This window comes from Arthrobacter sp. Bi26 (assembly GCF_918697925.1).
Classification (GTDB): Bacteria; Actinomycetota; Actinomycetes; order Actinomycetales; family Micrococcaceae; genus Arthrobacter.
Genome location: NZ_CAKKMF010000004.1, coordinates 63,608 through 78,497 on the forward strand (window position 1 = coordinate 63,608; position 14,890 = coordinate 78,497).

Consider the following 14,890-nt stretch of genomic DNA (forward strand, 5'->3'; position numbering starts at 1 on the left):
GGGACGCGGTGTACGGGCCGCCTAGTCTGACCGCTCCTGCCGGTATGCAACGCGTGGACCTAGAACGAAGACGCAAGCCCTAGCCCCCGCGGCCAGTCCGAGCTCGAAGCGCATGAAAGTGAAGAGATGCCGGAGGGGAGAGGGCATTGAACAGCCCGTCGAGCGGCTGGCATCGCGCGTTATCGAGTGTAGTTGCTCAGTACCCATCCGGCGAAGGTGATCAGGTCCTCGTTCTGTCCCAGAACGTCCTGTCGAGTTATTCGGTAGTTCACATCGGCGGCCACCCCCAGTCCTTCGACCGGCAGGTCCGCGTTCACCCCGGTCCGAACCGATCGGCGCAGCGAGAAGTTGAAATCCATCCCGCCGGGTAGCTCGACGAGGTCACCCCTTCCTCCAACCCCTGACATCCGACGTAGAAAGGAATGCGTCCAAACGTTCGCCCCGCCGGCTCCGGTGACGGAATCTGAACCGACAATTTGTCCCAACTGATTGTCCTGAAATTCTGCAGCGAAGAAATCTGAGGTGCTCGACGTCGGAAAGTCGAACCAAATGGCTGGCTCTGGACCGGGCGATGGGAACCAAGGTGCCGAACAATCTGTCGAAGTTGACCGAGCGCCTACTCTCCCTCTGGCGCCAGAGAGCCGCACGCAGCCCCCACCGCCTCGCCCTTCGGTGACCGCAATGGCTCTTACCATCTGGGATGACGCGATGTCTGCCCGCGTCGACGACGAAGTGGGATACCAGGAAGAAGCCGGCGTGCGAGCAAATCGCCCGTGGACCTATTTTCAGCGTTACTTATACGAAATCAGCGGCATCGGCAGAAATTTGAGGACCATTTGGCCCGAATTCCAGAAAGAAAACTAATGGCGGACACTGCTGTGCACGGTGGCCGGATTGTTGCGAGAGCCGGGCGTGGAGAGTCTGCGGGTGAGCCTGCAGATGGGGGCTGCTGGTCCATTGGCGGCGCTGAGCTGTCCCTAAGCGATTTAGTTGACGTCGACTTGCGCCGGGTCCGGTCGTGCGTTTGGTTGCCAACTCAAGCCGGGCCTAACGGGAATGTTGCTTCATCCCCGCACCTGAAATTTGAAGCCGAACTGCTGGCACGAAGACTCCTAGAAATTGATTGAGGGAGTCGCAATGGGCTTCGGGCTTCGGGCCGTAACGGCGGGGTAACGCGGGCTCGGTACCTTGTGACTGTCGCTGGCGGTCGCGTTGACTGCAAATTTAAGAAACCGTAAAGATGAAGGCAGACTCCCATGGCGGACACTAAGTTGGATGCCTCACAAGGCAGGTCAGACGAGAGTTGGCTCTCCAAGCTGGCGCGTTCCCTAAGCTCAATTGATACTCAGCGCGTAATCGAAGTCCTGCCGCGGCGCCTAGTAACGGACTTGGTCATCGATCGATTCAAACTGTGGTCGGTCAGGGCAGTTGGCATTGAGGTTACGCAGTCAATCCAGCACTACAAGGCAGACCAGCACCTCTCCGATCCGAGCGATCGCGGCGCCGACAACTCTGTGCACTTGGTCGCCGGAAAGACCGCATGGGTGCGGGTCTACGTCCGCAGCGGCCTCATCAGCCCAATCAATGGGGTCACGGGAACGCTGCGCGTTCAGCGCCGTATCCTCGGCTTCCTTTGGAGCACGGTTGCCACGCTAAACCCGCTACCACCGGGAAACGTGCAGGCCAGATCCCTGCTGGCATACACCACCGAGCGCGGTAACGTCGCCAATACGCTGAACTTCGCGGTGCCAGCGGACAATTTTTGGGGCAACCTAAGGCTGACGGCAACCCTGACAAGCAGCAGCGGACAACTTCACGACACTAGAACCATTACCGTGGATGCTACTTTGCGACAGACTCTACGACTGCGCGGAATCCTGGTCAGCTACAACGGCCCCAGCACCGCCAACACCGCACCCGGCCAGCCACCGCCGCCAATCCTAAACTTGGCAGCACCGTCCGTCGCCAATCTGCAAGCTACCGCTGCCCGAGCGCTACGGGCAATGCCAGTGCAGTCATCTGGCGTCTTCACAAGCGCGGGTACACTTGCATGGAACCGGCCGTTGGATGACCCGCGACTGAATGCTGGCGGGTGCTCCACTAATTGGAACCTGCTGCTAAACGCACTCACTAACCAACGCACTAACGACGGGAACCGAGCCGATGTCGTGTATTACGGCTTACTGCCAACCGGCATTCCGCTTAATGTACCTGGCTGCGGTGTCGGAGGTCTCGGAGCCGCAGGGAACGGGGATCAGACCACCCTCCTGCACGAAATCGGCCACGGCTATGGTTTCCAACACACGCCGTGCGGAGCGGCTGGTTCAACCGATCCCAACTATCCGGTCTACGAGCCGTACCCGTCGGCGTCGATCGGTGAGTACGGCCTAGATATCGCGAACGGCAATATCTTGCCCCCAGCATCGACGTCGGACTATATGTCCTACTGCTTCCCTCAGTGGATGTCTCTCTACCAGCATGGTCGGCTGATCCAGCATCCGCGGCTTGACCCGCGCTGGGACCGCGACGAACCTTGGGTGCATGATTATTTGGAATGGAAGAACTACATTATTCCCGAATACGTGCCGGATCCTCCGCCCGACCCTTGGAGATGGGCTCTCATGCGTCCCGAACGTGTCATTTCTCTGACAGGAATCATCCACCCGGATGACCGCGTAGAAGTGCTTAGCGTTGCGCGCGTGGAGGCAGGTACCCAGCTTGACGGCCGGACGACGGGTTTGGTTGCGTACTTGCGAGGCAGCGGCGGCGAAGTGCTGGCACAGGCGCCTATTGTCCGATTGACTACTTACGGAGGGAGCGGGTGTGGGTGTGGCTGTGATGGAGACATCGGCGCAGTCTCCTACCCGTTTCAAGCCCTCGTGCCGGATGCGGCACCAGGAGAGGCGCTGACAATTAGCCACAATGACGAAGAACTCTGGGTTCGCCGGGCTGGTGATCAGCCACCCACAGTGCGCCAGTTCGACGCTACGGTGGATGATGACGGGACAGTCAGGATGCGCTGGGATGCCCAAGCCGGCGAGCACCCGGAATTCTGGATCCAGTGGTCCGATGATAGGGGCCGCGGCTGGCATGCCGTGTCCACTGGTGTTACGGGGAATGAGCTGGAACTGGTCCCAGCTTCGCTGCCAGTAGGCGAGGTCCAGTTGCGTGTACTTGCGAATGATGGCTTCGCCACGGCAACCTCCCAACCGGTGACTGTGGCAATACCTGAGCGGATGCCGGAGATTGCCGTGCTGCATCCTATTGAAGGGCAATCGCTGATCGCAGGGCAGGCCATGCAACTGTCAGCGGCTATATCAGGTCGACGTGGGGACAATGCTGTTGGTCTCATCTGGCTGCTCGACGGCAAGGAAGCGGCGAACATCAACGAGGCGTGGATCGAGGCACCGAGAGCGGGCGAGCATAGGATCACGCTCCTCGTGCGGTCGGAAGTGGGTGGAGGCGAGGAATCGCTAACATTCACGACCATCGAGGTTCCACAGGGCGCCGAAGGCGAAACCGACGGCGTGTGAAACCGATCTCGTCCATAAGGCACCGCGTCACTAGACGGGACCGAGGACCCGCAAAGCTGAAGACCGCGGCGGCGGACGAGCCAGCGGGCTCACGGCCGCGGCGTGCCGGAATAGAACGCCCCACCCGTGCAAAACTCGTAGCATCGGCCAGATAGCCTCAGCCGTTGATCCAGAATCAAGGGCGCCTGGCCCCATCTTAGGGCAGATTCCGAAGGTCCACCTTGAGAAGCAATTCCTTGCCGATGAGGCAACGAGACTTCGTTTCTGCGACAGGAGCGCCCTCGTCGGAACAGGCTGGCCACGACAAGCGTGATTGGTAGCGCGTTGGCTGCGGGCTTTACAGCGGGCCCAGCATTTGGCAGGCCGAAGTTCGCTGCGGGGGTCCAAGGAGCACTGACGTTGGAACAAAGTTCCATAGTTTGGCAGGTGCTCTGTTTGGCAGCGAGCTGATGTCCGTCGTCGCTGCTGTATCGACCAACTTGGCTAACTCGCACTCAGTGGCGGCAAAGGTCAGTGCAGCAGAGGCCTGCAATGCACAGCTCGAGGGGCTGCTAGCGGCGTTGAACTTCGGACGCCTCCCTTTGGAAGATGGCATTTCAGCAATACACGACTCAAGTCGCTTTCGTTGATGATGCGGAAGGCAAGACGACTCTGTTGCGAAGCGTGCCTTTGAGGCTCACAAAGGGTGGCGGTGCCAAGCTGAAGACCACGGTGGATTCCGCCGTCATCGACGTGCTCCGTAAGCTGGCCCAGGCTCACCCGACGCTGAGCGTGTGGCCGACCACGGGGTTGTCAGCGGCGAACCGCAGTGCATGGTTGTCCTGTAACGCGATAGTAACGGGGAAGGCGATGGACTGGTAAAGCAATCTAATCGAAGTCCGTTTTACAGCAACGCCTAGAGCGTCACGCTGAGCTGGAAACTCACAAATGGAACGGGATTCAGCCCTGCCATAGGAAAGGCACATTCATGTTTCAGCTTTTCAAATCTCTTAGCGCACAGCAGCTTGTCCTACAGCAACTCCCGGTCTTCCTAATTTCCTTCTTCATAGCGGCGTTTTTCTACAAGTTCGGTAGCTTCGCGATCGAGTGCATTGCTTTCCTCACTACTTGGGCCGCGTTGGACCTGGTGTCAGACTGTCTCTTTTCCAAGGGCAAGAAGCCAGTCCGCGCTAATAGAGACGATCTGCGAGAGCCTCGCTAACCCATCGCGAATGTCATTGACTTGGATCACTTACGATACGAAAAGTCACTGTTCGAATTCGACAGGATAGAAGACTATGGCCGGACCGGACATTGGCCTCAGTCGAGCAGACCGGAACGAGCGAAGTCTTAGCAGTTACATATAAATGCCGCGGAACAGGATCGCAAGCCGTTTTTTACTGAATTTGTTGTAAAAGGTGCTCGAAAAGCTGAGAAGGCTCAGTCGGCAAGAGTTGTAGCAGCCCTTTTCAGATAACTTGATGCAGATTCTTGTACGTCCCACGGTGAAGCGCACCACCGACGTATGATCCGAAGGAGGGTGTGAAATGGCTTCTTTGTCAATTCCTATTCTGAATAGATATAATTGGGTCTTCAGGAGGCCCGCAGAAACACTCGTCGGAAGTATTCAAAGAATTTCAGTTGACGATTGGGATGGTGACATTAACGTCCATATCATTCCAGATGCCGATTATGAAGATATTTTTGTTAACCGATTTGGTGCTAGGACTCCGGGCCCAACCATCACATGTGAAGTATGTCCACAATTTGCGGTGAAAGATCAGGTTGAAGCTTGGGTGCGAACCATGCTTCCTGGCAAAGCAACGGCCCGGGGGGTGTATGTCGACGATAAGAAACATGAAGAGAAACCTGAACTGCACCCCCTAGATCTACTTGTTGGCCACCTAACTGAGGCGACAGTAAAGCCCTCTGGCTGGATCCTTGACCTTGCGCAGCGAAGAAATCTCGACATTGGACGAACCCTGCTGGCGTACCGCTTTGCAGCGGCGTCCGACCACCGGCGCAAGTGGCCGTTCAAGCACGGCCCGCCTCTCTACAACAAAACTCGGGACGTGGACCTAGCACTCGCCTTTCCACCTCAGCCAGGAGAAGGTTGGAATCCAACGCTTGAGCTAAGAACGGAGTTTCAGGTCAATGCTATCGCCGATGTAGCGCAGCTCGGAGGCGGACACGGTACTAAGTTTTTTAATCTTCACGTGAAATGTGAAGCGGATGAAGTGTCGGCGGTCTTCGGAGATATCGTGGCGTATTGGGTAGACCCGTCGAACGCCGAGATTTCGCTCCCTCAAACTTTGGACTTCGGCACCGTACAAAGGGAAGACCGGGAACTTACTCTACGAATAGAGAACACCGGAGGTAGTGCAGTTTCAATTAGTGTTCCATCGCCACACCCCAATAGCGGGTGGCGATGGACTGCGACAGATCAAGCAGTTATCCCTGCACGATCACATAGAGAAGAACGCATTGTATTTAGACCGAACAGGTCAGGAACCTGGAGGGAAGAATGGACCCTTATCTACGACGAAGCGGTCCCGGGGCCGCGCCGTGTAGTTCTTATAGGGAAAAGGATTGGCGGAAACTTATGACTTCTTTTCGCGGTTAGCCGAAACCGCAGTCATTTGTCTCACAAGCTTCTAATGCGGAGTCGAACCATCACCTGTTTCGCCAAGGGATTCAGCATCCCCATCAGCCGGCATTCGAACTGAGATACCGGTAGACGTTAGCACGGCTGCCCCGATGATCTTGCTAATACCGGAAGGCTTCACACGGCTGTCATCCAATCGGATGCTTGGGGACCCGGCTGGGCGCCTCCCGGGTTGGCCGATCCGCCAGGAGGGGCGCGGTGGTTCTTCGGTGTCGGTCGTCTTGTGGCGTGGCCACTCGCTCCCGTTGGCCATGTATACGGTGAGCTCCCATTCAGGGCCCGCACTGTATACGGCTTCCTTGGTTGGTGAAACGGAACCATGAAGGTTATTGACATGTCGGCTGACCCGGGCCTTCTACCCTGACAACGAAACGAGACTGCAGACGTTCCGTGCTGGTCGGCCCGCGGTGGGTTGGTCTTGGATTGGTAGTGTCACGGTCCTGAATCAGGTTGCCGTACTCCACGGCTTATGTCTGCTTTACAGGCACCGGGTGTTTATCGGAAGCTCGGAAGGTCCCCCCGTGATCTCGCGAACGGGAACAGGAGGCTCTCGAGCCGCCTGATCCCGGATGTCAGTTGCTGTGCGAGCTGGGTGTCGGCCCGCGGCGCGGTGGCATCGATCAGGTCGGTGAGCAGTCCGCATCGGTCTGCCATCTCGATCAGGCCGGTGAGGTCGGCGGGCGAGAAGGTCGCAGTAAGCGTCCGATCGAGAGTCTTCGCAGTCTGGTCCGCGGGCCAGAACACCGACTTTTCCTCGAGGCCGCCGACGACCTCGAGTAGGGCTCTCCGGCCGAGCCGCTCCATGGTGGTTCTGATCGCTCCGTAGAGGAAAGTGAGCGGGGTCGGCGCCGCTCGGATGCCCTTCACGTCGAGGACGACGACCGACGGCCTCGTCATCGACGCCCGCAGGGCGTTGATATCGCCGGTGTTCGGCCGCCGTCGCGCGTACTGCTGCGTGGCACTCGCAACCTTCTCGGCGGCATCCGGGTCGCCGGCTGCCTCGGCGATCTGGGTGACGTGCGACAGCCGGAAATGATCGTAGGAGTAGACCTGCACCCGGGTCGGGAGATCATCGAGGTCGCCTCGCGCGGCCGCCGCTTGAAGGATCAGGACGTCGTCTACGCTCGTGATGTCGACGAAACCTTGCAGGCTGGTGCGCACGCTTTCGATTATGCGGATGTGCCCCGATCGATCCCCGGCGATTGCGGCGAGGGCGGCGGCGTAACGCTGCGCATCTTCCGATTGCCAACGCAGCTCGGAGAGGGCGTCGTCGGAGAGTAGCCGCTGGTCGCGGCTGTCCAGCATCTGCCGGGCCAGCGCGATGAACCACGGGTGCTCGTGTGTCGGACGATTGGACGAGAAGTTCCGGAACGAGGTGTGCCGGTAATGGGACGCGAAGTAGCGGTCGATCGTCTGCAGCGCGCGGGACGAATCACTCATGAAGGAAAACTCGCCACGGTCGAACAGCAGCACCCACCGTGAGTCGTGGATGGTCTCGCTCGTGCCGAGCGAGACCAATTGCGATTCCTCGAATTGGGAGGAGACTACGTCTCCCGAAGACCGGGAGGCGTAGAGTCGTGCCCCTCGTGACTCAAACTGGTCCTCGACGTCCAGCGAGGCGATCTCATCCTCCGAGAGCTTGTTGTCCTCCCTCGCACGCCTCTTCACCCTGGCCCGCGTGCTTAACGGCCAGAACTCGAGGTCCTCGCCGAGGGCTCGCACAATGTCGTCCGCTTTCCTCTCGGACATTCCATACGAGACGTCTTGGATAAAGCCTCGGTGATAGATTTCCTCGATCGAAGCAACACTTGCGTCGACGCCCGGGGGTCGCCTTGCATAGTACAACGCCGCCCTCAAGTGAATCGCCTTGGTGTCGATCTCGGCACTGGATTCGAGTCCCGGAACCAGCAGCCGGCGCACGTCCGCACGGTGCTGGACGGTGTCATCTCCGATCCGGTTCACGAGCCAGACGTGTTCGGCGAGTTCCTGGAAAGCCGACCGTGCGTCGTGGATGGTGGTGACGTCAAGGGCCATTGAGGAGGCAGGGGCTAGCACTTCGAGGATGAGCTCCGGAGTTACTCGCCGAAGCACTACCCCGGGGTATGCCAGAGCTTGAACGCGAGGGTTTCTGATGCGGTTCAGGATCCGCTCGTACACAAATCGCAAGCCGATCTCCGCCGCCGGCGATTCACGACGTGCGATCTTTCCATCGGCCAAAAGCTGGGCGACTGCGTCGTCGTCGTTGGTCGTCGTGAATCGTCGGATGAGCTTGAGGACGAGCGGGTTTCCGCCGAACACCGGCGGAAACTCTCGCGCCGTCACCGGATCGAGCCCGAGTTCTTCGAGCAGATCTGTGGCGTCGTGTGCGGAGAGGTCGCCCAGCGACACCGTATCAACCATGTTGAACATCGCCCGGACGCCTTCGGGGGTCAAGGACCGAGCATCGGGGAATACGGCACGGCCGCAGACGATGAGGTGTAGCTGCGGCAATCGCGCCTTGCTGCGCAGGTCCGCCGCCCATTGCAGCACGTCCCGCACTGCAGTCTCGCCTCGGATCGCCAATTCCTCGAATGTGTCGAGGACGAGCGTCACGGACGCCTCGCGTTGCGGGCCCTCCCAAAGGAGCGATCCGAGTTCGCGCAGTGCGGCCGAGGCCGAGCCCCCGGCGACATCGATATTGAGGTTCGCTTCGCCGCCCAGTAGGGCACGAGATGTTTCGCGGAACTCGGCGAGCATTGGTTCGAGCCCATCGTCTGCGAGCCCCAGTTGCCGGGTAAATTCGAGCGTCAGGTCGGATGGTCTTGCGCCGATCAGTGCGGCGCGGTCGAAGTCGAAGTAGATTAGGGGCGGGCTGTGCGGGTCGTGGCGCTCGTTATAGACGAACGTCGACACAAGCGCAGACTTCCCCACTCCGCCCGGCCCTTCGATCACCAGACTCGGCACCCACTCTGTGTTGGATGGGAGCTCCATGGCACGGTAGCTCAGGAGGTCTTTGTACTCCTTGTCACGTCCAATGAGGCGCTCGGGGATGACCGCTCTGAGCGCGTCGTCGGCGTCCTGAAGAGCAATCCTACGACGCACTGTGCGGTCGAGGTCACCGACCGCGGGTCGCGTGCCGGGGATGTCTTCGAGCAGGCGAACCGCCTTGAGGAGGCGGTCGAGATCCACAATTTCCGCATCACCCGGCGAAGCTTTGCCGGGAGTGACCAACCGGCTCAGGTCCTCGCCCCGCAGCCCACCGAGGAGGTACATGGCAAACAGGTCCCCCTGCGGGGCATCGATGGAGTCGACGACTTGGCCGAAGTCCGCCTGCTGTGTCAGCGAACGAAGGACGTCCTGCCGAGCTTCGCTGCGCATTCTCCACTGGCGGTAGTCCTTGCCCTCGACTTCCACCTCGTCGCAAACCGCGGCAAGACCGTCCAGAAGCGCCATGCGTTTGCCCGGCTGCACCTCGTCCTGGAGCAACTGGAGCGGGTCGAACGTCGTCGACACCGCGACCGTGAGCTTCTGGCGGTCGTCGAGCACGTCGAGCCCGCGGGTCGTCGGGGTCATCTCGCATCCTTAAGGACTCGGTCGACCTTGTCGGCGACGTAGTCACTCAGCGACGTGATGTCGGAGCCACCGGTCAACATGATCAAAGCGGACAGTCGGTCGACCTCCGCCGCGGAATAGTCGCTGCCGTTATCGGTCAGACGAAAGCGGACATAGGACGCGACATCCCTCTTCTGGGGCGGGGAGATGTCCTCGTCATCCGCCCAACCGGTGGGGAACCCGCTGGGGAAATCACGCAGCCCGAGAAGCACGATACGCAGATTCGTGAAGCTGGACGCCTGGGAGTACAGCTCGGAGAGGAAGTCACGCACACTACCGTCCGGGATCGCGCGCTCGTTCTTCTCCAGATCGTCGATGACGAGCCAGACCCTGTGACCTCGATGCGTCTCTGCCGTGCGGGAGGCGAAGGCAGTCGCCAATTGACGGATCCACACGCCTCGGGTCGAGTTCGCTTCCGCGACTGTGGGCAGTTCCGCGGCGTCCACACCGAGTCGACTGAGTAGCATTTCAGCGGTTCGCATCGCGTCCGAGTCAAAGTCACTCGCACTGAATCGATGGATGAGATGTTCGCTCTGTGAGAGGCAAGCGCGCATGATGTCGACCGTAAAGCTGATGCCCTTTCCGATAGGCGCCGGCTTCACACGGACGAGCGGGTTGCGCGCACGCCGGATCCAGTCCTGGCAGCTCGCACGTCCCAGGATCGGCCGGCTGTCGTCTGCCAGGCGGTAGGCCTGCGCATACTGGCCGTCAAGCAGGTCGGCTCGCGCAGCCCGGATGTGCGCGAGGATCGACTTCGCCGAGATGCCGGTGTTGACGACATTGGGCCCGCCATACGCACCTTGGTGGAGCCCGACGAGCGCAAAGTCGTCGTCGAGCAGCAGCAGTCCACCCGATGACCCGGGCAGCGCGTTGGCGCTGTGATCGATCCGCTCCCGGCTCGGAGGAGCACGGAAGCCCCCGAACGCGCCGGAGGCCCGCCGCTGCTGGACACCCATCGGGTGCTGGAAGAGGTGGATCGCCGCACCGACGGCGGGATCGACTGCCTCGCCCAAGTCGTAGTATCCGCGCTCCGCCCCCGGGGATCCGGCGACGACAATGACCGCGTAGTCGAGGTAGCCATCCAGCGTGGTGCGGGCCGACGGCGGCTGCAGTTCAACGCCGCCATCCTTCCTGGGACTGACCTCCGAAGGGTGCGGCGGACTCGAGGAGACCAGCCAGGACCCGGGCACCCGATAGACGCGGGACTCCGTTCGATCGGTTGCGTGATCGAACCGGACGGAGAGCTGGCGGTCCGAGCGTGGTTTCGGCAGCCCGGTCGCTTCGTCGACGAGAGCTGACACCACGTGGAATGAGGTGAGGATGGTGCTGGGGCCGACGAGGAATCCGGTACCCGTGACGGCGTCCACCTGGCCGCCGATTTCCACCTCCACGCGACACAACCGGGCTCGCGCCCGCAGGCTACCCTTCTCTGCCACCGACGCATCAGAGAACCCCAACGCGGCGCTCAGTACGGCATGCAGACTGGTGACAGCCGATGAACTGTTTGGAAAGAAGTCGTCTCGGATTAGTCGCTCGGCGAGAGGCGTGAACCAGCCCTCCTGTTGCGCCTGCCGTAGCGCCCGTTCGAACGCGATGCTGTCGCTGGTCGTGCCGAGAGCCACCACCTTAAACGATCGTGTGTCCGGAACCCCCGAGCGAATCTCGTCGTAGACTCGCCCGAAGTCGGTCCGCGTGCGGGCGATCTGCGACGCAAGATCCCGGAAGGCGGGGAGTGACTCCGGCGCGGGGTCTGGGGGACTCATGGCACGAACTCCGCAAACTGATCCCTGACGTCGGGGATCGCGTGGGCGTAATTCGCGCGCAGCCAGTCGCCCGCGAAATGAAGCCCAGCGACGTCGAGCTGGTGGTTGAACGACAAGACGCAGGATCCGCTGTTGCCGCCCAGCGACGTCGCATCATGGGTGAACACCCAAGGGCGAGGGCTGTCCGGCAGCAGCTGGGTCGGGGTCTGCATCACGAGCCCCGGGCTCAGGTATCGCACGCCGAACTTCATGTCATAAATCTGCGCGAGGCGACGGACGACATCGATGCGGCGCTCGCCGACCTTGTCGCCGGGGAGAACCGTCGGTAATGCCGGATACCCGATCACAAAGAGCTTCGCGCCCTCGCCGACGACGGGCGTGTCGGACAGCCTCAACGGTGGTGGCAGAGCTGCTCCACCAGCGCTCACCGACTCGACCCGCAGGACCGCCAGGTCCAGATGCGTGAGGTCGATCCGGTCGGTTGCATCCGGACCGCTGAACACGACCTCGAGAATGCGGAAGCTCCGTGATGGGTCGACACCCTTGGGGGAAAAATTGATTGTAGGACGGCCGTTGAGCACCCATCCGGACGGGCGGGAACGCCGCGGCGTCGGAAAGGCGAGCTCCTCCAGAACATGACGGTTGGTCATGACAAGGCCGTCGCCGACGACAAAACCGGTCCCCGCGTGCGTCCTAGAGGCCGTGTCGATGCGTCCGACCGACCGCTGAACCTGCGGGAGAGCCGGCTGGAGCAGGATCGCTCCTGCCCACTCGCCGAGTTCAGGGTCGTTCGGGTCGACTCCGTCGTCACCCACACGAAGCGAAGGTCGACCCTTGAGCTGCACCAAGGCCTCGAGCGCGGTTTGCTCGCCGACGTCTTCGGGAACGGACTCGCCCTCGCGCAATCTTTCGAGGACACTCTCTATGTCGCGCCGCAGTTGGTCGTGCAGCGGAGCCAGCCGATCGCCCCGTTCCGTCCCAGCAAGCTCTTCGCGCACACGGGCGAGTCGTTCCTCGACCGCACGAAGGGGGGCATCCGGATCCGAGGCAAGCGACGCACGCGCGGCCTCGGGCGAGAGGACGGCGGCGCCTTCGAGAGGCCCAGAGGGTGCGGCGACGAAGATCACCGGATTCCGCGGTTGGATATGATCGGCGCGCCCCGTCGGGCGTACTGACACCGGCGCCGGGGTCGTCGTGCCGATTGCCGCGGCGAGCTGAGGGCTGATGCCCTGTCGAGTCATGCTTTCGGCGCCTCCCGGGGCGTCGGCGCCCACCCGTGCATCCTCAAGAACCAAAGAGCTGAGTTCGAGTTGAAATTGAAGGTTCGCGGCGACGTCGCTGAGGCGACCCGCATCCGCCATTCCCCACGCCTCGGCCAGTAATCCGATCGTTTCCGTGCGCGTCACGCCTTGTCCGCCCTCCGGCAGCGGAGGCAAAGGATCGGCGAGGGCACGAGCGAGGAGTGCCTGGGCATCGACGATGCCCACACCGAACGCGTCTGTATCCCAGTTCGCCGGTGTGCGTGCCGTCGCGAGGAGGAGGTCGCGGAACAGCCGCTGCACCGTCGTGCCCCGTGCGGTCGCGGCGTCCATAACGGCATTCTTCCCGTGATGGGAGAGCCACAGCGCCGCCACCCCCGCCGTGATGGCCACTGCGAACGACGTGCCTTGGCCGCCCCCGGCTTCCTTACCGTTCGTTCCGGCGATCGCATGCCAGACGTTCTCGGCGGGCGCTGTGATGTCTACGCTCGAGCCACGACAGGACCCTCGCCAAGGGACGTTACCGTCGTTGCTCCCGGCCACGGCGATCACGTCATCATATCGGGCCGGGTACACAACGAGTTTCACGCAGTTCCCCGCGGCAGCAAGCACAATGATCCCCTCACCGATCGCGCGCTCGATGGCCTTCTTCATCGCACGACTCGGGGTGCCACCGAGGCTCATCGTGATGACGTCGCATCCGCGCAGGCGCGCGTGTTCGATGGCCTTCGCTACGGCGGCGCCGTTGAAGGTTAGGACGACGGATTCGATGCACCGGATCGGCACGAGTGTCGCTTCGGGTGCGGGACCACGGACTCGGCCGGCCGCTCCGCTGACGACGACACTCGAGGTTGCTGTACCGTGCCCTGGGTTTCCCCCGCCGCCGAGCGGATCCGTCGGATCGGACGAACCGTCGAAGACGTTGAAGCCGTCGCTGAGTGCGACACCCGACAATTCGACGTGAGACGTCACACCCGTATCCGGTTGCCCGATGCGGATACCCGCTCCTCGCGCCGGATTCGCTTTCCACGCCGCGGACACGCCAGTCCGGTCCAGCGCCCACAACGGATCCGGCGGCGCGGCGCCCTCCACGAAACAGGAGCCGATCGCGAGGTCTCTCACGACGCCCTCAAGCTCGGGGTCCGGGGCAACGGGCTCTCGGAAGATCCGGGTGCCGAGGTCCGGCTCGACCGTCCGCGCGTTCAGGTGCTCCGCCAGCTCGTGTGACATCGAGAAGAGAGTTCGATCATCGACCGTGCGCTCGAGACCGGGAAACTGGAGCACGTAGAACTCCCCGAATTCGCCGTTGGTCCCCGCTGAGTCGGACTCGTGGTTCCCGGCCGATTCCTCGAACAGCGGAAAGAACTGGAAGACGTCGACGCCCAAGTCTACGAGCGCGGCCACCTCGCGCGCGACGATCGCGGTGTCGACGGCCTGGCCGAATTCGATAACGAATCGGAGCGTACTCGAGTCGAGTCCGGTGACTTCTGCGTTCGCGTCGCGAGCGGATACGAGCTGCTTGAGGACGGCTATGCCTTCCATCGCGCACTCTCGTCGCGTTGTCTCTGGGGCTTGCTCATGAGCGAATCTGCGCGTAATACCTTGACACCCCAAATCAGGGGAGCGGACCGTGCAGCACCTGAATCGTCGGGTTCGACGAACATTACGCCCGTCGCGGGGGCGACGCTGAGAACCGTGGGTTCCTTTCGCAAAGCGTCGATTGTGGAACTGGTGAGGCGGTATTGTCTCTCCATTGTCATCCTCAGAGCGGGTTCGCCGACATCTTGTTGGGCCAATTCGAGCCCCGTATGTCCCGGCCCGTCGACGGAGCCGGAGTAGCGCCCTGGGCTGGCGCGCGCAGAATCAAAATCCTCTGGATGAGAAGGCTGGATGCCATCGCAGGGTTCCCTTCTGCAAGCTCCCGTATTACCTTGTCCAAGATATTGAATGCGCCGTTACTGCCACGTTACTGGTGCGTGAGTCCGCTGGATTGTAGAGCGCGGCATGACCGCGCCACACGAGAAGGAATCTGCGTAGATCAACAACGCCGCCATAACGCACCACGATGTATTTCTCGGGCTACGACAGAATCACGCCACG

General features: G+C 61.4%; 7 protein-coding genes. 4 read left to right on the top strand and 3 right to left on the bottom strand.

Going from position 1 to position 14,890, the window contains the following annotated elements:
- Positions 1 to 681 precede the first annotated feature (681 nt).
- The 4 genes from LQV16_RS01860 (at position 682) to LQV16_RS01875 (ending at position 6,118) form a co-directional block, all read left to right on the top strand.
- A complete protein-coding gene (locus LQV16_RS01860; protein WP_229992241.1) occupies positions 682 to 864 on the top strand; it encodes a hypothetical protein in 183 nt (60 codons plus the stop codon).
- A 524-nt stretch (positions 865 to 1,388) separates the two neighbouring features.
- On the top strand, positions 1,389 to 3,533 hold the full coding sequence (locus LQV16_RS01865; protein ID WP_229992242.1) for a M66 family metalloprotease: 2,145 nt from the start codon (positions 1,389 to 1,391) through the stop codon (positions 3,531 to 3,533).
- 588 nt (positions 3,534 to 4,121) lie between these two features.
- Complete coding sequence (locus LQV16_RS01870; protein WP_229992243.1) at positions 4,122 to 4,394, top strand: hypothetical protein; 273 nt, start codon at positions 4,122 to 4,124, stop codon at positions 4,392 to 4,394.
- Between the two features lie 665 nt (positions 4,395 to 5,059).
- The gene (locus LQV16_RS01875; protein WP_229992244.1) at positions 5,060 to 6,118 is read left to right on the top strand and encodes a hypothetical protein; all 1,059 of its coding nucleotides are present in this window, start codon (positions 5,060 to 5,062) and stop codon (positions 6,116 to 6,118) included.
- Positions 6,119 to 6,672: 554 nt separating this feature from the next.
- On the opposite strand, the gene LQV16_RS01880 is transcribed toward LQV16_RS01875, so the two are convergent.
- From LQV16_RS01880 to LQV16_RS01890, 3 genes are read right to left on the bottom strand one after another with little or no spacing between them, the layout of a single operon-like run.
- Positions 6,673 to 9,729 (bottom strand): ATP-binding protein, encoded by a 3,057-nt coding sequence (locus LQV16_RS01880; protein WP_229992245.1) that lies wholly within the window; start codon positions 9,727 to 9,729, stop codon positions 6,673 to 6,675.
- Entirely contained in the window at positions 9,726 to 11,531 is a 1,806-nt protein-coding gene (locus LQV16_RS01885) for a trypsin-like peptidase domain-containing protein (RefSeq protein WP_229992246.1), read from the bottom strand. The genes LQV16_RS01880 and LQV16_RS01885 overlap by 4 nt, the downstream gene beginning before the upstream one ends.
- Entirely contained in the window at positions 11,528 to 14,332 is a 2,805-nt protein-coding gene (locus LQV16_RS01890) for a S8 family serine peptidase (protein ID WP_229992247.1), read from the bottom strand. The genes LQV16_RS01885 and LQV16_RS01890 overlap by 4 nt, the downstream gene beginning before the upstream one ends.
- Positions 14,333 to 14,890: the final 558 nt, after the last annotated feature.